Source organism: Paraburkholderia sp. JHI869 (assembly GCF_038900775.1).
Lineage (GTDB): Bacteria > Pseudomonadota > Gammaproteobacteria > Burkholderiales > Burkholderiaceae > Paraburkholderia.
On record NZ_JAYMSC010000037.1, the window covers coordinates 14,658 to 33,889 of the forward strand.

The following is a 19,232-nucleotide window of genomic DNA, read 5'->3' on the forward strand; positions in this document are numbered from 1 at the left end:
CTCTCCTATGCTTTGAGCGGCAGCGGCGCGCGCTGCGGCGCGGCTCGCGGTTTCGCGTTGTCGGTGCGCGCGGCGGGGTCGAGCGCGGGCAACAGGTTGCCATTTATGGGAGCGACGTTGGCAGGCACGGCGGGTTCCGGCGCTGCGCCGGGCGCGATCGCGGAAGCCGCCGCTGGCGGCACGGTCTGGCCGTTCGCCTGGACCGCGACGGCCGCGGGCGCGGCGGGTTGTCCCTCGTTGATCGCGAGCCAGCCCGAGTAGTCGGGCGGCGGCGTGGTGTCGATCTCCTCGGCGAGCGTGGTCAGCGCCTCGGTAATCGCGCGGCCGTCGCCGTAACGTTCCTCGCCCTGGAACAGCTCGGCGAGCGGCCGCTGGAACACGCGCTGGCACACGGCGTCGGCGTCGCTCATGCGACAGGCGAAGAAGAACACGTAGAGGCTGTCGCCGCTCGCCGTCACAATGTCGCCCGCGCGGCGCAGATGGCATGCCTTGAGCGCATCCACGTGCGCGACTTCGGGCATCAACGCGAGGCGGATCAGCACGCTCGGCAACTGGATCACCCGGCTGCGCTCCACCGCCGCGCGCACGAGTTCGACGAAGTGCGCCGCGCCCACGTAGCCGCTCTCTTCACCGTGCACTACGGCGGCGAGCGCCGCGCGGTAATCGGCGGGCATGGGCCGCGAATACACCTGGCCCTGCAGACTCTCGACGATGGCCTCGACCTGCGCGAGCGGCGTTTGCCGCGCGATCACGCGGTTCGCGCCGAGGTTGAGCATGAGCGACTCGTAGCGCATCGCCACGGCGTCCTCGCGCACGATGATCTTGAGCGCTTCGCCGCACTGCAGGCGCAGCGTGTGCACCTGCTCCGCGAGCGTTTCGAGGTCGCGGTTCACGCTGAAGTCGAGAATCACCGTGGCCGCGACCGAGGTGCGAGCGGCTGCCACCGCGGCCTCGTTGTTATCGACGATCTGCCACGCCGGCGGCAGCACGCGCTCGTGCAACATGGCGTCGCGCGAAACGATCACGCGGCCTTCGTCGGGCGCGAGCAGGCCCGCCTCGCCAATCTCGGTTTCGAAGGTGCCCCCGGAGACGGTGAGCCGGTGATCGGCGGCCGAAAAGCGCAGCGGCACGCTCTGGCTGCCATGCACGGCGTCGCCGGCGCGCCAGAACGCCACTTCCCAGTGATACTGGCCCTGTACCTGGTGCAGAAGCGCTGCGCCCGCGAAGCGCGCCTGGAAGGCGGCCAGCTCGGGATGCTCCTGATCGTCGCCGAGGCCGGGGGGCGCCACCACCATCAGCACGCCATAACGATGCTGCGCGCACCAGCCTGCGAGCTGCGCGCCCTGGCTTGCGAGCGCGGCGGGGTCCTGCCAGTTGAAGAACGCCTCCGCGCCTTCGATGAAGAACTGGCTCTCGGGCGCGGCGCACTGCTCGCCGAGCGCGTTGAGCGCTTCGATCAGCACCTGCGCGCCGTCGCGCTCGGGAAGAGGGCGCAGCGCGCATACGTTGGCCCACGCGTGCGTCGAGCCGCTCTTGTCGAGATCGACGCCGTGGTCGCGCAGCGTGGCTGCGAGGCTCGCGCCATCACGCGTGGAGAGCACGCTGGCGGGGCCCGCGAGCGCGGCGGCGGCGGTTTGCCAGAAGAGCGCGTCGCGCGCGGGCGAGGCGCTTGCGTAGACCACGTGCACCTGGCCCGCGCCGAGCGAGGCGAGCGAGGCCGGCAGGCCGTCGATCGCTAGTGGCTCGCGGCGTGCGAGGCGCGAGAACAGCGAGCGGCGCGTATCGCGGCTGGCGCCGGCGGAGGCTGCAGGGAGGGTGGCGGGATCGTTCATCGTGTCGCTCGTCTTGCTCGTCTCGCGGATTTCATCGTTGCGGGTTTCGTCGTCGTCATGCGCGCTCGCTCTGTGGCCCCGTCAATACGCCGAATAAGGGACGACCGGCCGTGGCGGGAACGGCACCGGCCCCTTCTGCGGCGAGAAGAAGTAGCGCATGTAAAGCACGCCCACGTTCGGCGCATAGTCGCGCGAGCGGTCGATCGAAAAGCGCCCGCCCACCACGAAGTGCTCCGTCACGCGATATTCGAGCGCCGCTTCGATCGTATAGCTGAAGCCGCCGCCCGAGCCGCCGCCGAAGTACGGCGAACCGAGATCGTTGGCGTTCATGAACGCGAGCGCCTGAGCCTGCAGGCCTGGCCGTGTGGGGTAGAACGGCGACTGGTTTTCGTTGCTGAACGACATGCCCACCGATCCGTCGATCTCCCAGGAAAGCTTCTTGTAGCGGCCGGTCCAGTCGATCGGAATGCCGACCGAAAAATAGCTCTGCGGACTGTAATAGCCGCCGTTACCGAACGTGTAGTTGTGCTCGTTTTTCGAGTACTTCCAGTAGTTGAGGATCAGGCCGCTCGACACGATCTGGTCGGGCCGCCTGAACACGGACCAGTCGTAGCCGCTGCGCACCTTGAACTCCTGGTTGGTCTCCACGTTGGTGCCGGTCAGGAGGCCAAAGCCGATGCTCGTGAAGATCGTGCCGGGCCCGAAGTCCTTCGCGCCGCGCACGGTGAAGCCGTTGCGCACCACGCCACCCCACTTCTCGCCGGTGACCGGATCGATGCCCCCGGCGTAGGAAACGAGGCTGGCGGTCACCGGCCGGCGCGAGACGTCGAGCGAGAGCGACGAACTGTTCTGGAAGTCGTGGCGGTACGAAATGCCGCCCAGCACGCTTTCGATCGGAAAGCCCACCGGCGTGCTGCCGATGTCGGCGCGCCAGCTGTTGTTCGCGCCATTGAACTCGTAGCCCGCCGCAAGCGCGACGCCAGTGGCGGTCTCGTTGATGTTTCCGAGTCCGGCGTTGCCGAGCGCCGCGATCTTGCCGTACTTGTACGCGGTGTCGAGGTCGCCGCCGGGCAGCGTGCCCGCGTTCAGGTAGACCGTGTCGGCGTGGAAGAAATAGTGGCCGGTATAGCCGTCAGGAATGCGAACGTATAGCGGAACCTCGGTGGCGTGCAGCTCGGAAATGCCGGGGTCGCCCGAGAGGTTCGACTGATACCAGCCGGTCGCGACCTGCCCCTGCTTGCGGTCCTCCAGGCTTTGCAGCGCGCGCCCCGCCGACGTCGTGCCGTCGGCGTCGGGCTGCGTGCCCTCGGCCTCTTCCTGCGTGCGCGAGGTGCGGTAGAGGCTCGCGGCTTCGTTGAAGTTGCCGCGCGCCTGCGCCACGCGCCCCGCCTGGATCGTGATGTCCGGATTGTTCGGATACTGTTCGCGCAACGGATCGACCACGCCGGAAGCTTCGTCGTTCAGCCCCAGCGCGGTGAAGCGGCGCGCCACGGCAAGGCGCGTGTCGATGTCGTTCTCCGCGGTGTCGGCGAGCACTGCGCGCACCATGTCGGCGGCCTCCCGGTCTCGGCCCATGCGCTCCAGCATACGCGCAACGGCGAGGCGTGCATCGGCGTCGTCGGGTTGCGTGGCGAGCACCTTCTGGGCCGACGCCATCGCGCCCTTGTAGTCGCCCTTCGCGTCGAGCAGGTCCACTTCTTCGAGCAGCCAGCGCCGGTTCGACTTGAGGCGATCCGGCACGGCGTCGAGCGTGTGGCGCGCGGCCGTGAGGTCGCCCGCCTGGATCTGCCGGTCGGTTTCGCGCACGGCGAGTCGCAGTTCCTGATCGTCGAGACTGGCCAGCTGCTCGGCGGTGATGCCGGGTTGATCGCGTGTGGCGTCGATCCAGTTGGCCCACGCGTCGTCGCGGTTGGCCGCCGCCAGCAGCTCGCCGTAGCGCACGCGCGCGCCGTTGGCCGCCGGGTCGTCGGGGTGCGCCGCGAGCCAGTCCTGCACGAGCTTCAAGCCCCGGTCCGGCTCGCCGATCGCGATCCACTCGCGCCCGACCGTGGCGAGCATCTGCGGATCGTTGGCCGCGTTGGCGTCGGCGGCCGCGGAGTCGAGCAGCGCGCGCGCTTCGTCTTCCTTGCCTTGGGCGATGAGCTGGCGGGCCTGCGCGATCTTCTTCTGCGCGGCGAGATTGCCCATCAGCTCGCGCATGCCCTGGCTGCGCTGCGCCTCGGGCACGGCGTCGAGCTGCGCGGCGGCCGCGTCGATGTCGTCAACCGAATTCAGATAGAGCGCCGTGGCGTAGCGCATGTCGGGCGCCTGCGAGACCTTCAGGCCGTCTTCCATGACCTGGCGACCCAGCGCGGGCAGGCCCAGATCGCGGTATTGGCGCGCGAGCGTGAAGCGCGTCCAGGCGTCGTCGGGCGTGAGGCGCACGGCTTCTTCGAGCTTCGCGATGGCCGGGCTCTTGCGGTTGTCCGCGAGCAGCTGGTCGGCCTGGATCGACAGCAGCTCGGCGTGCAGGCGCTTGAGTTCCGCCGTCGATCCGCTTACGCGTGGCGTCGTGGCCGCGATGAGCGGTTCGATCTCGTTTTCGCGATTCGTTTCGCGCAGCACCGTCACGAGGCCGCGCAGCGCGTCCATGTCGGGCTTGGGGGCGTTCACGAGCGGGCGCAACACGGCTTCGGCTTCGGGCCACTTCTTCTGCGCGATGAGCGCGCTGCCCAGGATATCGCTGGCGGTGGTGTTGCCCGGATCGAGCTTGAGCGCTTCGCGCGCGAGCGCTTCGGCTTCTTCCGGCTTGCCTTGCGAATTGGCGTCGCGCGCTTTCGCAATGGTGCCCCAGATGGTGGCCGTCTTTTCGAGGCTGCGCCACTTGCCGGCGTTGTCCGGGTCGAGTTTGAGCGCGCGCGCGAACAGTTCGCGCGCCTCGTCGTGGCGGCCTTCGCGCAACCGCACGAGCCCGAGCGCGCCGATGGTCTCGCCGTCGTTGGGGTTCGCGCGCTGCGCGCTTTGCAGCGAAGCTTCGGCTTCCTTCAGATCGCCGCGGTCGAGTTGCGCTAGGCCGCGCGCGCGGTCGGCGGCGCCGGGGCCGGGACGGGCGCGCGCCTGGGTCGAAGCGCCGCTCGTTCCCGTTGTGCGCGAGGGCGCGGGCGCAGTGATGACAGCCTGCGGATTCTGCGCCTGGGCGAGCGCCTGCGCCTGGCCCTTCGCGCCGAGCTTCTTGCCGAGATCGGCGACGGTCTGCTGCGCGTCGGCGTCGTCGGGCACTTCCTGCAGATAGCGCAGATACCACACGTAATACGCGGGATCGTCGCGCCCGGCGCTTGCGAGCGAACGGCGCCACAGTTCGAGCGCGAGCGCGCGGTTGCTGTCCTGGCGCTGGTACACGTGATAAATCAGGTTGAGGCCTTCCATGCGCGTGTCGGCGCGGTCGGTGAGCAGGTCGCCGAGGATCAGCGCGAGGCGCGGATCGTTCGGATTCTGCTTCACACGCGTGCGCAATTCGCTGATCGCCTGCGCGCGGCCCGCGGTCGTGCCGGCCAGGATGCGGTAGTAGTCGCGCGCGAGATCGCCCGCGGGCGCACCGTTCGGAAACAGCTTGAGCAGGCGCGCCGAGGCTTCCTCGCTCTTGCCGGCGGCCGCGAGCAGGCGGATCTGCGCCATCTCCATCTTGCCGCTCGTGGCGACGCGGTAAGCGTCGTCGAGCTCCTTCGTCGCGCTCGCGTTCGGGGCGATCTTCTTGAGCTGCGCGAGGATCTTCGCGGCCTCGGCCGGGCGGTTTTCGCGCAGCTCGATTTCGCCGAGCAATGCGAGCGCGTCGGGCTGCTGCGGGTCGAACAGCAGGGCTTTTTGCACGAGAGAGCGCGCGACGTCCGGACGGTTTTTGCCTTCCCACATGCGCGCGGCCGAGAGCAGTTGCGCGGCCTGGGCGGCTGGCGTAGCGGCGTTGGCGGCTGGCTGAGCGCCGGCCTGCGCCCACGCCAGATACGGCGAAGCCGCGAAGAGCAGCGCGATGATCGGCGCGAGTCTGGGCGTGAGTTTCGGAGCGATGTTTGGCAACAAGCGCTGCGGCGTGCATGCAACCGCCTCGCCCCGCAACGCGCGCGCGGCCAGGCGTCGCGCCTCACGGCGCGCGCTGCGCAAACGGGCGGCGCGGCGGGCAGACGCGAGGGCGTTCAGCGCGGCGTGGGGCATGCGCTCGTCCATGCTGGGGCAACGCGGCCTTGCGCGTCGAAATGGTAAAGCCCGTCGAGATAGCCGAGCCCGAATAGCATCAGCACGCTGCTGTAGTAGCCAGGCGGCGACTTCTGCGCGAGTGTGCGGCTGCGCTCGACCTGGGCGTTCGCGAGATCGTTGCGGCCAAGCGCCGCCAGATACGGCGCCACTGAGGCGGAAAAGCCGCCGTTGCCCTCGTTCGGCCCCGGCGTGCCCGTGGTCGTGTCGACGCGCTCGGGCGGAAAACCATGCGCGCCGACGAAGTCCGCGAGCGGTTTGAAGGTGGCGAGCGTGCTGGCGCGCAGCGGGTCGTCGCCCGCGAGCATGCCGGCCCACAGGTACACGCGGATCGCGTTGTAGGCGCTTTCGGCGTGGGTTTGCGCGTCGGGGGCGAAGCCGCCTTTCGCGTGATACTCCACCCAGTCGGGCGAGTAGCCCTTGGGCGCAGTCTCGTTGACGACTCTCGCCGACGAAGCGAGCAGCGCCTTCCATTCGCTCGCTTCGGGCAGCGCGAGCATGAAGCGGCGCATGACCTGCAGCGGCACGTAGCTCGGGTTCAGGCGCCAGCCGTCCTTGCCGATCGTGAACCCCACTGGCCCCGGCAGCACCGTGCGGCCAAGACCCGGCAGCACGGCGGTTTCCTCGCGCACGATGTTGCGGGCCATCACCGTGCCGAGCGCCGTGTAGCGACGCTCGTTCCAGAGGCGCCCGGCTTCGAGCAGCGTGTAGGCGATCCAGATGTCGGCGTCGCTGGCGGGGTTGCTGTCGATCACACCCCACTGCGGCTCGCCGGCATGTGCGGCGGAAGCGCCCGAAGCTGCAACCGGCTTGCCGTCATCGCCGATGTCGCCACGTCCCCAGATCCATGCGGGCAGATGCGTGGCGAGGTCGCCCTGCGCGAGATTGTTCTCGGTCCACGTGAGGACCTTGTCGAAGCTCGCGCGGTCGTTCGCGACCAGCGCGAAGAAGAGCGCGTAGGACTGCCCTTCGGAAACGGTCACCTGGCGCGGCGTGCTTGCGTCGATCACGCGGCCATCCGCGCTCAGCAGCGTGCTGCGGAACGTGGTCCATGCGGGCCATGCGCAGGCGGCGGGGTTGGCGGCTGGCGCAGCCGCGTGCGCCGTGACGGCCGGCATCAGCAGAGCCAGCGGCATGAGTGGCGCGCAGGCGAGCGCGCCGGCCGCGAGCCAGCGCATGAGCCGGGGCGCAAGCCGTGGCGCCGGAGCGGGCGCGAGCGTGGCCGTTCGCGGGCGCATCGTCAGGTCCCGGAGCGGCGCGTGGCCATGCGGCCGAGCGCCCAGAACACGGTGAGCGCAACGATCAGACCGGCCAGAATGCCCGCGAGCGCCATCAGCGCCGGGTAGCGCGAGATGAACACCCACGCGCGCGCATACCACGGCAGATCGCCGACGAAATAGCGCTTGCCGACGCGCAGGCCCTCGACCTGGCCGTAGCGCACGAGCGTGAGGTCGCCGTGAATCTGCGAGATCTTGCCGCCATCTTGCAGCGCATCGAGCATGTCGCCGAGTTGCGCCGACGAGGTGGTGGCAAGCGCCACCACGCTGCGGCCCGACCTGAGCGGCGATTCGAAGCCGATGAGCGCCGCCATCGGTCCGCCGAGCGTGACGATCGAGCGGCCCGACGGCGTCGGGTCCTCGTCCTCGGTGCCGCCAAGCCAGCCGGGCCAGCCGGTGCGCTGGTCGCGCGTGGTCACCTCGGTCCTGCCGCGCTCGATGAGAAGCGGCAAGTCTTTGCCCCACTTCTCGAGCAACTGCGCACCCGAGCCCGCGCCGATCACGAGCAGATTGCTGTCACGCACGCTGTCCACCTGGCTGGCGGGCACGATCGTCATGCGCAGCGAGGGCAGGCCGGTCCACTGGCCCATGTGGCCGAGCAGCGTGAGCACGGCTTCCTGGTCCTTCGTGTCGGGTTCGTCGGGAATCACGATGGCCGTGTCGGAAAGGTCGGCCATGCGCGTGAACGGATAGCCGCTGTTCGCGAAGAACGCGAGATTGGGCAGCGCCGTGTAGTGCGCAAAGCCGCTGAAGTCGATGATCGAGTCGGGATCGACCGCCGCACGCGCGACATCGGTGGCGGTGGAGGTGCACAGGCCTGTCTTCTGCGAATCGATATGAAACTGGAACTGGAACTGGTTGTCGCTGCCCACGCGGAACGCGGGGATCTCCAGGCTGGTCGCTGCGCGCGTGTCCGAGCCCGAAAGAAGCGGCACGTTGATGCGCGCTTCGTCGGAGGCGCGCGTGACGGGCCGCAAACGCTGCGAGCGCACGAGCTGATCGTTGATGCTCACGTTGAGCACCGAGTCGTTCCACGCGGAAGGCGCCGTATAGCGGTAGCGGATGTCGAGCGGCACGTTGCCCCGCGCCCAGGCATAGAGGTCGGCGGGCACGCGCATGTTCACGCGGATCGCGGGCGGGTTGTAGCCCGACACCTGGAGCTGTTGCGGGTCGGTCACCAGCTCGCGGAACAGCACGGGGCGGTCGGTGGGCACCCAGTTCGGCGCGTCGTAGGGTTTGCGCGCCGGGCCGAGATCGACTGACTTCACCATCACGCTGCTGCCCGCCATGCCGGCCTGGCCGAGCGCGAGCGCGTAGGCGGCGTTCAGGAGCTCTTCGGGCGTGCGGCCTGCAATCACGAGGAGCTTGCGGCCCGACTGCGGATCGGCGGCCGGGTTCGCCATGACCGAGACCGTGGGGCCCTTGATTTCCGGCAGGTTCAGCCCCTCGGGCACCTGGCCCGGCAGCACGAGCGCGATGGCGTTGGCGTCGGCTGGCACAGTGCGCGCTACGGGGAAGCGCGAACCGCGATAGCTCGCGAGCGCACCGAGCCACGACGAGACGACGCCCGCCGCGCGCAGCACGGGCACGCCCGCGTTGCCGGCGAGCACGAAGGGCACGCGCACGAGCCGGTTGTCGTGGCGGTCGAAGAACGGCACGGGCAGGAGGCCGACGCTGTCGGGCAGGACGATGGCCGCCGTGTTGAGCGTGAGCGACGTGGCCGGACTCACGTCGGCCCAGAGGCTCGAATGATAGGCATCCTCGCAGTGATCGAGCGCGTAGTGCGCGATCATCTGCACGTTGATGCGGTTGTAGTCCGTGAAGAGGCGCGGATCGAGATCGATCTCGCTCGTCACGAGCTGCCCGGCCGTCTCTTTGACGAGCGGAATCGTCGCGACGACTTCACCGTTCACAAACACCTTGAAATGCGAGAGCGACCAGATCAGCGAGGGCGAGTAGGTGTAGACGAGCTTGAGCTTCGCGCCGGTGACGACTTCGTCGGTGCGCACGTCGACGCTCATGCCGGCGGTGGGATCGAGGCCGCGCAGCGCGATCGGCCCGTACACACCCATCTGGCGCAGCGTGAACGTGCGCGAGCGCGGCTCGCCGAGCGGCGCTGACGCCGCAGGCTCGGGAATGACGGAGCCAGGAGCAGTCTGGATGACGACGGGACCGGTCACTGCGGCAGAGGCTGCTGCCGGCGCGGAGGCGGGAACGTCGCTTGCTCCGGCAGCGGCCGCCTTGGTGGTCTGTGTATTGGTCTGTGTAGCCGCGATAGCCGATTTGTCCACCGCGAAGAGGCTCGCCCCCAGCAGCAATCCGGCGACGAGCGCGCCCAGCCCAACTTGAACGGATAGTCGCATCGCAACAGCCCTTTGTTTTCTTCGCAGTGGCTGTCTTTATCCTGCAAAGACAGCGACCAGGGATCGTGGCGGCGTGATGCCGCCAGTCGTTATCTCGAAACGGCGTCAATGTGGGTGGAGTTTAGCGGAGAGACGAGGATCGCGCCCTATGAATGCACGTGTTTATGCCTGTTGCGTATAGCGCGCAGACGACGGGCTGGCGTGGCCTGGCGGCCGGTTTGACAATGGCGCGCGTGGTTTGGGCCGCAAGTTTGGATGCGCTTGACAATTCCTGTGCACGCAACAAAGCGCGGCGGCGTTGCGAATGCGCAACGCGGGTTATGGCGGCGGTGCGCAAAAAGTCAGCGCTCAACTTCGGTCAATCAATCAGGATGCCGAATTGATGTGGCGCGAACCGGTACGGTAATCTTCGTAGCTTGATCCAAAAGGGGAGCAGGGTGATGAACGAGCAAACGTGGCAAGCGGTGGACGACTGGTTCTGCGAACGCCTGGTTGGTCCCGACGAGGCGCTCGATGGCGCACTCGCGGCCAGCGCCAAAGCGGGGCTTCGCGCGATCAACGTCGCGCCGAATCAGGGCAAGTTTCTGCATCTGCTCGCGCGCATTCAGGGCGCGCGGCGCATACTCGAAATCGGCACGCTTGGCGGCTATAGCGCGATCTGGCTTGGGCGCGCGCTGCCCGGCGACGGCGCGATGGTGTCGCTTGAATTCAGCCCCGAAAACGCGGCCGTTGCGCGCGCCAACATCGCGCGCGCGGGGCTCGATGCGAAGGTGACGGTCATGACGGGCCTCGCGCTCGAATCGCTCGATGCGCTCATCGCACAAGGCGTGCCGCCGTTCGACTTCGTGTTTATCGACGCGGACAAGAGCAACAATCCGCACTACCTTGAACGCGTGCTGAAGCTTTCGCTCCGCGGTACGGTGATCGTGGCCGATAACGTGGTGCGTGAAGGGCGTGTGGCCGACCCCGCGCATCACGAGGACGATGTGGTCGGCTTGCGGCGCTACTTCGACATGCTGGCGCACGACAAACGTCTGGAGACGACCGCTGTGCAGACGGTGGGGAGCAAGGGGTGGGATGGGTTTGCGATTACGGTGGTGGGCGGCTAGCGAAGACACGTGCCGCCAAACAAAAAAGCCTGGCAGATAAACTGCCAGGCTTTTTTATCTAGTTACGCGCGTGCGATTGCCGATCAGAAGTCCGTCGTCATCGAGAACAGCACCGTACGCGGCGCGCCCATCGTCAGATAGCCGCCGTTGGTCGACGACCAGTACGCCTTGTTCGCGAGGTTATACACATTGGCGCGGAATGTAGTCGGCCGCCCGAACACGCTCGTCGCATAGCGCGCACCGATATCCACCGTGTCCCAGGCCTTGATCGACATGGTGTTGGCCGCGTCGAAATACTGCGGACCCGTATGCGTCCAGCGCGCCGAAAGCGTGAGGCCTTGCACCCCGGGCACGTCGTATTCGGCGCCCAGGTTGAGCAGGAAGCTCGGCACGCCCACCGGCGTCTTGCCGTCGGTCGCGCCACCGTCGGTGTCGAGCTGCACGGCGTTGATATAAGTCGCGCCCGCAATCAGGCGCACGCCCTTGTACACCTCGCCGAACACCGATGCTTCCACGCCGCGATGGCGCTCGTTGCCATTGGCCACATACACGCCCGCGCTGTTGGTGTACGTCTGCGGCTTTTCGAGCTGGAACAGCGCGAGCTGCGCGCCGTACTTGCCGTTGTCGTACTTCGCGCCGACTTCATACTGCTTCGTGCGCTCCGGCGCGAGCTGATCGCCGTAGTTCACCGAGCCCTGCGGCGCGATGCCGCCCGCCGAAAGCGACTCGCTGCGGTTCGCGTAGATCGACACGTTCTCCCACGGCTTGACCACGAGGCCGAAGAGCGGCGTGGTGATCGAGTCGTTGTAGTTCGATGTTTGCAGCAGCGTCGACGACGAGTAGCCGTTCGACAGAATCTCCTGGTGACGCACGCCCACCGTGAACAGTACGCGGTCATGGAAGAAGCCGAGCGTGTCCGACGCGGAGATGCTGCGCATCAGGTTCAGCGCCGTGATAGGCGGGTTGCCGTCCATACCGGCCTGGTATGCCGTCGCCGGATACGGCACCTGCACGCCGCTGTAGAGGCTCGTCGGGAACGAATTGGAGAGTGTCCAGCCCGATTGCGTTTCCACGCGCACGATCGACGCGCCGGCGGTCACGAAATGGCTCACGGGGCCGGTGTCGAAATGGCCGCGCACACCCGCTTCAGCCGAAGTCGCGCCTTCCTTGCGCACCACGCCCAGGCGCGAACCGGTCGTTGTCTCCGGATCGGTGTAGTAGGGCGAGAAGTATTCGCCGTGCTCGTTCGTGTGACGCACGCCGCCGGTCACATACGCGGTCCAGCCGGGCTGGAAGTCGTATTCGGCGCGCAGGATGCCGACGGTGTCTTCCGCGTCGCTATACGACCAGGTCTGCGCGTAGTTGTGAGTGGCCGACGGCACGCCGGGAATTTCGTCGCCGAGCACGTAGACAACGGGGCGGCCGTCCGAAACGTGCTGGCGCTGATACATGAAGTCGCCTTCGAGACGCAGCTTCTCGCCGCGCCAGTCGAGCGCTACAGCCGTTTGATTGGCGCGGCGCATTTCGCCGTCGATGCTCGTTTCGCCGTCGCGGTTGTACTGGTTCACGCGAATGCCGAACTGGTCGTTGTCGCCGAAGCGGCGGCCCACGTCGATATGCGTGCCGAACTCGCCCGAGGCGCTGCCTTCGAGCGTCACGCGCGTGAGCGGCTTGTCGTCGGCGCGCTTGAGCTGCAGGTTCACGCTGCCGCCGATCGCGCTGCCGTTGGGCGATGCGCCGTTCAGGAACGCGCTCGCGCCCTTGAAGACGTCCACGCGCTCGAGCGCGGCGGTTTCGACGAGCTGGCGCGGCGTGATGCCGTACAGGCCGTTGAGCGAGATGTCGTCGCTATCGAGCGTGAAGCCGCGAATGACGTACACCTCCTGGAAGTTGCCGTAACCGTAGGCGGTGCGCACGGCCGGATCGTTCGAGAGCACGTCGCCAATGGTGCGTGCCTGCTGGTCTTCGATCAGCTTCGCCGTGTAGGTCGCCATGCTGAAGGGCATGTTGATGTTCTTCTGCGAGCCGAGCACGCCGAAGTCGCCGCCGCGCGCCACCTGGCCGCCGCCGAAGGTCGGCTGGAGGTCGCCCGGCAGCGTTTCCTGGGTCGCTTGCACCTTCACTGTGGGCAGCGTGGCGTTGCTGGCGTCACCGGTTGCGGCGGCGCCGCTCGCTGCGGTGGGCGCCGCGGCAGCTTGCGCGAACGCTGCGGCCGGCAGGCTGAAGGCAACGGCGATGGCGGCGAGGATGGCAACGCGGGAAGTCGGGAGACGCGAAGGCAAAGTGAAAGGCGTGTGCAAACGAGATGCGGACATAAAAAGGGTTCGTAGCGAAGGTAGCGCTGGCGCCGCGTGATGCCTTGATGCTGTGCTCAGGCTCCGGGCGAATGGTTATGCTTTGCCGGTCAGACGGGGCTTGCGGAGCTGGCCCCATGAACGGCCCGGAAAAGTATGCGGATTGTATTGCAAATGAGAATGCTTGTTATTTAAATATTGCTGTCAATAGGTGTATTCAGCGTTTACGCAACAATTTCGGTTCCGGGTATTCGATGTGGGCGCAACGAAAGGTTGAAAAAATCGGGGTCGCAATACTTGCGTGCAGCGTGTGAGCGCACGGCTTCGTCCAACGTTGCGCGCTCAACCAATACGCCGTAGGGCGGTTGCCGCCGCATGCGCGAGACGCGGTCCTGGACCGTCCACGAGGCGAGTTCCATGTGGCATCGATAAACAGATTCGATGCCTTTAGGCAGTCCTTTTGTTGGTTCGCGAGGGGCGCCCAAACCTACAATGGGGCTTCGTGATGATCGACGTCTGGTGAACCGGAAATGACTGAAAAATCGATGCTCGTGGTGAGCGCGCACAGCGCGGATTTCGTATGGCGCGCGGGCGGCGCGATTGCCCTGCACAAGAAGAATGGCTATCGCGTGAAGGTGGTGTGCCTCTCGTTCGGCGAGCGCGGTGAGTCTGCGAAGCTCTGGCGCAAGGGTCCCGACATGACCATCGAGAAGGTGAAAGCCGCGCGCCGCGAGGAAGCGCTCGCCGCCGCCGAGATTCTTGGCGCGGAATGCGAGTTCTTCGATTTGGGCGACTATCCGCTGCGCGTATCGGACGAGGCGCTCCTGCGCCTCGTCGACATCTATCGCGATGTGCAGCCCGCGTTCGTGCTGAGCCATTCGCCGAAAGACCCGTACAACTTCGATCATCCGCTCGCCATGCACGTGGCGCAGGAAGCGCGCATCATCGCCCAGGCCGAAGGCCACAATCCGGGGCAGAAGATCGTCGGCGCGCCGCCCGTCTATGCGTTCGAGCCGCACCAGACCGAGCAGTGCGAGTGGATTCCGAACACTTTCCTCGACATCACCGAAGTGTGGGACGTGAAGCGCCGCGCCATTGAATGCATGGCGGGCCAGGAACACCTTTGGGAGTACTACACGCGTGTCGCGCAACAGCGCGGCGTGCAGGCCAAGCGCAACATCGGCATTACGGCGAAGCGCGACATTCAATACGCGGAAGGCTATATGCGCCTGACGCCCGCAGTGGTGGGAGATCTGTCATGAAACGCGGTGTAGTCGTCACCCAGATTCCGCGCGCCGACGCGCGCCACATCGAAATTCTCAAGGAAGCAGGCACGGCCACCGTGCACGAGGCGCAAAGCCGCCTCGGCCTGTTCGCCACGTACTTGCGGCCCGTTTATTCGGGCGCCGCGATTGCGGGCTCGGCCGTGACCGTGCTCATGCCGCCCTCGGACAACTGGATGCTGCACGTGGCTGTGGAGCAGTGCCGCGAAGGCGACGTGCTCGTGGCCGCGCCCACTTCGCCCTGCGAAGACGGCTACTTCGGCGAGCTGCTCGCCACCTCGCTCGCGGCGCGCGGCGTGCGGGGGCTCATCATCGACGCGGGTTGCCGCGACGTGCGCGCATTGAAGGCGATGGACTTTCCGGTGTGGTCGAAGGCCGTTTCGGCGCAAGGCACGGTGAAGGAAACGCTCGGTTCGGTTAACGTGCCGGTGGTGTGTGCGCAGCAGATCGTGCATCCGGGCGACGTGATCGTGGCCGACGACGACGGCGTGGTCGTGGTGCCGTTCGCCACGGTTGCGAAGGTCGTGGAAGCGACCCAGGCGCGTCTCGCCAAGGAAGAAAAGACCCGCGCCGTGCTGGCTGGCGGCACGCTCGGCCTCGACTACTATGGCATGCGCGAGCGCCTTGCCGAAAAGGGCCTGCGCTACGTCGACACGCCGGCAGACGCTTGAGTCCGCAACGTTCGATGGCCGCACACGAGCCGTGCGTCGCACGGACGTAAGCGGGCACGACGTACCGCAGCAAGAAAGACAACGAGCGCCGCGAGGGCGCTCGTTTTACATCGTGGCTACATGAGGCCGTGCGCCTCAGGAAAATCGCTCTAAAGAATACGGTCCAATGCCTTGGCGAGTCTGTCCACCGCGCCTTCGACGTCATGCAGTTTTTCGAGGCCGAACAACCCAATGCGGAAGGTCTTGAAGTCTTCGGGCTCGTCGCACTGCAAGGGAACGCCAGCCGCGATTTGCAGGCCGGCATCGGCGAACTTCTTGCCGGAACGTATGCCGTCGTCGTCCGAGTAGCTGACCACGACGCCCGGCGCCTCGAAGCCTTCGGCCGCCACGCTTCTGAAACCCTTGCTAACCAGCAGCGAGCGAATGCGCTTGCCGAGTTCGAGCTGCTCCGCCATGACCTTGTCGAAGCCGTATGCCTCGGTTTCCTTGATCACGTCGCGCAGCGTCGCGAGACTGTCGGTGGGCATCGTGGCGTGATAGGCGAAGCCCCCGTTCTCGTAGGCCTCCATGATCTGCAGCCACTTGCGCAGGTCGCAGGCGAAGCTGGTGCTCGTCGTGGATTCAATTCTTTCGCGGGCGAGCGCGCCGAGCATGACGAGCGCGCAGCACGGCGACGCACTCCAGCCCTTTTGCGGCGCGCTGATCAGGATATCGACGCCGCTCGCTTCCATGTCGACCCAGACCGTGCCGGAAGCGATGCAATCGAGCACGAACATACCGCCCACGGCATGCACGGCGTCGGCAACGGCGCGCAAATACGCGTCGGGCAGCATCATCCCGGATGCGGTTTCGACATGCGGTGCAAAGACCAGATCGGGCTTGTTTGCCTTGATCGCAGCGACGACCTCTTCGATCGGCGGCGGTGCGTAGGCGGCCTGCCTTCCTTGCTCGACCGGACGCGCTTTCAACACGATCGACTCGGACGGAATGCTGCCCATGTCGAAAATCTGCGACCAGCGGAAACTGAACCAGCCATTGCGGATGACGAGGCACTTCTTGTTCGTCGCGAATTGCCGCGCAACCGCTTCCATGCCGAAGGTCCCGCTGCCCGGGACCACAACGACCGACTTCGCGTTGTAGACCTTTTTCAGGGAGCTGGAAATGTCTCGCATGACGCCTTGAAAGCGCTGCGACATGTGATTGATCGAGCGGTCGGTGTATACGACTGAATATTCGAGGAGTCCCTCGCGGTCGACATTGGGAAGTAAACCTGGCACGCTCGCCTCCGATAAATTAGGGTTTTTGCCGCGACGAAAACTGATTCTATCGAAAGGCAAAGCTTTAGGTAGCCTGCGACGATGGTGCGATGCGGCAGAATGAGTGCCTGCCTCAATTGCGCGCGGGCGGCTGCGGATTGTTGGCCGGATTCGTATCGAACCGGTTCACGCTTTCGATGAGCACCTGCTCAGCGAGGGCCGAGAGTTGCGCGTACAGCGAGTCGGCGGTTTGCCTGTCGTAGACTTCTTCGCCGCGGACATACACGGCAAACGACTTCAGGTATTTCGCCTTTTTCTCGGGGTTGTCGATCGTATCTTTCGTCCACTGATACAGCGGATAGCGCTCGCTCCCGGCACGTTCCGCCTCCTCGACATAGTCGGCGAATGCGTCAAACTGGCACTTCAAGGAGGCGTCGTGCTCGCGCAAAACGGCTTCGAGCAAATCGCGCCCCTCATAGGGACTATTTGCCCTCAGCGCATCGGCCAGTTCGGACATGACGGTGATACGGATCTGGAATTGCCAGGTTTCTGCCATGTATGCATGCCTCCTGCGCTCAGCCGCTCGACACTCAACCCGCGCGCCGTCCTTCCACCACGCGCGTTGCGGGCGCAACATCCATCACCGCGAGCCGGATCGCGTCGATCAGCGCGCGCGCCGCGGGCGAGGGCGAACCCTGCGCGCGCAGCGTGAGCCCGATGTCGCGGCGCGTGTGCTGCAACGGCACGTCGAGAATCACCAGTTGGCCCGACTCGATTTCGTAATGCAACTGCTGCGCCGAGAGCGCCGTGATCATGTCCGTGCCGAGCAGCAGCCCGCGTATCACGGCGAGATCGGCGGTTTCGACGGTGGGCAGCGGCGGCTTGAGCTTCACGCGCCGGAACTGCGCTTCGAGGAGCCCCCGCGAGGGCGAATGCGTGCGCGAAAGAATCCACTGAGCGTCACGCAGATCGTTCAGCGTGAGGCCATGCTTTTTCGCGAACGGATGATCACGCCGCGCGAGCACCACCATGTCTTCCGACATCAGTCTCTCGTTGCCAAGGCCGCTGGCCGCATCGTTCTCGCGCAGCGCGCCGAGCACGAAGTCCACGTCGCCCGCGCGCAGGCCCGCTACGAGCAGTTCATAAGCGCTTTCGTCGGTCACGACACGCACGCCCGGATGCTGCGCGGACAGGCGCGCGATGGCGGCCGGCAGGATCAGCGTGCGGCCCAAAGGCAGCGCGCCCACCGTCACCGCGCCCTGGATATTGCCGTGCAGCGCCGCGATATCGTCGGGCACGTGGCGCAGTTCGTTGAGCGCGCGCCGCACATGCAGCAGGAAGGTTTCGCCCTCGGCCGTGAGCAGCACGCCGCGCGGCCCGCGATGGAAGAGCGTGACGCCCGAGCCGCTTTCGAGCACGCGCATGGCGCTGCTCACGGCGGGCTGACTGATGCCGAATGCATTGGCCGTGCTCGGCATGTGGCGGTGCCGCGCCAGCGCGACGAATAGCTGCAGGCGCCGCGTATTGAGCAGGTACGCGGGCAGCGTGCCTTCGCTCAACGCGCGCCGGCGCGCCTGGCGCGCGGCGCACCACTGCGCGAGCTCTTCCAGTTCGCCGAAAATGCGCGCGCAGCGCTCGAGCACCACGCGGCCCACGGCCGTGGGCAGCATGCCCGAAGGCTTGCGCTCGAAGAGCGGCGCGCCAAGGGCCGTCTCCAGTTCCTGCACCGAACGCGTGACAGCCGATTGCGCGCGATACAGGGCCGAAGCGGCGCGCGTGGCGCTGCCCGTGTCGGCAACGAGGCGAAAAGCGCGCAGATGCGCGAGGTTGAGGAGTTCGGGCTGGCTCACGGCTCGATCATGTCGTTTTGGATGGGAAACATGCCGTGTCTCATGCGGTAACCGAGGCAACTGCGGCGGCGTCGCCGACCGCGCTCAGATGCAGCCGGTCGACCGAGAGGTTGAGGCTCTCCTTCGAAATATGCGTGTGCTCTTTCATCAGCGCTTCGACGCGCGCGCCTTCGCCGTTCACAAGCGCGCCGACGATGGCGTGATGCTGGCGGTGCGCGTACGAGAGCATCATGAACTGGCGCTGATGCGCGGCCTTGTCGAACACCACCGTGCCCGGCGAGACGAATGGAATCTTGTCGTTGAGCCCGAGCGCGGCACTCACCGCAAGATTGTGCGCCGCTTCCACAATGAGTGCGTGGAAGCGGCCGTTCATCGCGGCGTAGCGCGTCTCCGCTTCGCTGTCGAGCACGCCGGCCGCGAAAATCGCGTCGCCTTCGCGCAGGCAGTCTTCGAGCGCGCGCGCGAGCGCCGCATCCACGCCGCGCTCGGCGACCTGGCGTGCGGCGAGCCCTTCGAGCACGCCGCGCACGTCGATGGCGTTGAGCACGTCGGTCACCGAAAAGCGCCGCACGATATAGCCGCGCGCGCCCGAGCGCTCAACGAGGCCTTCGGTGGCGAGCACACTCAGCGCATAGCGCAGCGGCGTGCGCGAAATGCCGAGGCGCTCGGCGAGCTGCGCCTCGACGAGCCGCTCGCCGGGTTCGAGTTCGCCGGAGAGGATGCGCGTGCGCAGCGCCTGCACGATGGTTTGCTGGGTTGTCCCGTTCATGTCATGCGTGAATCGCAGTTGGCGAGGCGCGCGGCGTGTGGCGCGCGTGGCCATTGCGAGTTCGTTCTTTTGATATCTGTTTCGTTTATGAGGGGGTTGCCGGGGCGGAGCTGCCGCACTTCCTGCAACAGGATTTCAGGATACCAAAAACCGTTGCGGCGCGCGGGTTTGAGCGATCGGCCGAGTGTGTGCAAACGCGCATAAGCCCTGAATTCATGAGGGAAAGGGAAAAATTCGTGGTTAACCCTTGCTTACGGTTTGGGCGGTGTTTTTGTAATTTCGTATCCCAATTGATGGATCGAAG

General features: G+C 66.4%; 12 protein-coding genes. 3 read left to right on the forward strand and 9 right to left on the reverse strand.

Annotated features, from left to right (window positions below; translation table 11 throughout):
- Window positions 1-5: 5 nt before the first annotated feature.
- The 4 genes from bcsE to bcsB form a co-directional block, all read right to left on the reverse strand.
- Window positions 6-1,832, reverse strand: coding sequence for a cellulose biosynthesis protein BcsE (gene bcsE / locus VSR72_RS37400; RefSeq protein ID WP_342957252.1), 1,827 nt, complete (start codon window positions 1,830-1,832; stop codon window positions 6-8).
- A gap of 81 nt (window positions 1,833-1,913) precedes the next feature.
- On the reverse strand, window positions 1,914-6,017 hold the full coding sequence (locus VSR72_RS37405) for a cellulose synthase subunit BcsC-related outer membrane protein (RefSeq protein ID WP_342957253.1): 4,104 nt from the start codon (window positions 6,015-6,017) through the stop codon (window positions 1,914-1,916).
- Window positions 5,999-7,294 (reverse strand): cellulose synthase complex periplasmic endoglucanase BcsZ, encoded by a 1,296-nt coding sequence (gene bcsZ / locus VSR72_RS37410; protein ID WP_342957254.1) that lies wholly within the window; start codon window positions 7,292-7,294, stop codon window positions 5,999-6,001. Before bcsZ ends, VSR72_RS37405 begins: the two co-directional genes overlap by 19 nt.
- Before the next feature lie 2 nt (window positions 7,295-7,296).
- Window positions 7,297-9,696, reverse strand: coding sequence for a cellulose biosynthesis cyclic di-GMP-binding regulatory protein BcsB (bcsB, locus tag VSR72_RS37415; protein ID WP_342957255.1), 2,400 nt, complete (start codon window positions 9,694-9,696; stop codon window positions 7,297-7,299).
- Between the two features lie 440 nt (window positions 9,697-10,136).
- Between bcsB and VSR72_RS37420 the strand changes: the two genes are divergently transcribed.
- Window positions 10,137-10,805 carry an O-methyltransferase gene (locus VSR72_RS37420; protein ID WP_342957256.1) on the forward strand — a complete coding sequence of 223 codons (669 nt, stop codon included), beginning with the start codon at window positions 10,137-10,139 and terminating at the stop codon, window positions 10,803-10,805.
- Window positions 10,806-10,888: 83 nt separating this feature from the next.
- Here VSR72_RS37420 and VSR72_RS37425 read toward each other — a convergent pair whose 3' ends face one another.
- Window positions 10,889-13,120, reverse strand: a complete 2,232-nt coding sequence (locus VSR72_RS37425) for a TonB-dependent siderophore receptor (RefSeq protein ID WP_342957257.1) — start codon at window positions 13,118-13,120, stop codon at window positions 10,889-10,891.
- A 509-nt stretch (window positions 13,121-13,629) separates the two neighbouring features.
- On the opposite strand from VSR72_RS37425, the gene VSR72_RS37430 reads away from it, so the two are divergent.
- Together VSR72_RS37430 and VSR72_RS37435 are read left to right on the forward strand one after the other, a co-directional pair.
- Window positions 13,630-14,361: a PIG-L deacetylase family protein gene (locus tag VSR72_RS37430; protein ID WP_342957258.1), complete on the forward strand. Its 732-nt coding sequence runs from the start codon at window positions 13,630-13,632 to the stop codon at window positions 14,359-14,361.
- Window positions 14,358-15,053: a 4-carboxy-4-hydroxy-2-oxoadipate aldolase/oxaloacetate decarboxylase gene (locus tag VSR72_RS37435; RefSeq protein WP_342957259.1), complete on the forward strand. Its 696-nt coding sequence runs from the start codon at window positions 14,358-14,360 to the stop codon at window positions 15,051-15,053. Before VSR72_RS37430 ends, VSR72_RS37435 begins: the two co-directional genes overlap by 4 nt.
- Window positions 15,054-15,202: 149 nt before the next feature.
- On the opposite strand, the gene VSR72_RS37440 is transcribed toward VSR72_RS37435, so the two are convergent.
- The 4 genes from VSR72_RS37440 to VSR72_RS37455 all read right to left on the reverse strand — a co-directional run bounded on the left by VSR72_RS37440 (window position 15,203) and on the right by VSR72_RS37455 (window position 18,928).
- The gene (locus tag VSR72_RS37440; protein WP_342957260.1) at window positions 15,203-16,330 is read right to left on the reverse strand and encodes an aminotransferase class V-fold PLP-dependent enzyme; all 1,128 of its coding nucleotides are present in this window, start codon (window positions 16,328-16,330) and stop codon (window positions 15,203-15,205) included.
- 112 nt (window positions 16,331-16,442) lie between these two features.
- Window positions 16,443-16,865: a hypothetical protein gene (locus VSR72_RS37445; RefSeq protein WP_342957261.1), complete on the reverse strand. Its 423-nt coding sequence runs from the start codon at window positions 16,863-16,865 to the stop codon at window positions 16,443-16,445.
- Between the two features lie 34 nt (window positions 16,866-16,899).
- Window positions 16,900-18,159 (reverse strand): LysR family transcriptional regulator, encoded by a 1,260-nt coding sequence (locus VSR72_RS37450; RefSeq protein WP_342957262.1) that lies wholly within the window; start codon window positions 18,157-18,159, stop codon window positions 16,900-16,902.
- 40 nt (window positions 18,160-18,199) lie between these two features.
- Window positions 18,200-18,928 carry a GntR family transcriptional regulator gene (locus VSR72_RS37455; protein WP_342957263.1) on the reverse strand — a complete coding sequence of 243 codons (729 nt, stop codon included), beginning with the start codon at window positions 18,926-18,928 and terminating at the stop codon, window positions 18,200-18,202.
- Window positions 18,929-19,232: the final 304 nt, after the last annotated feature.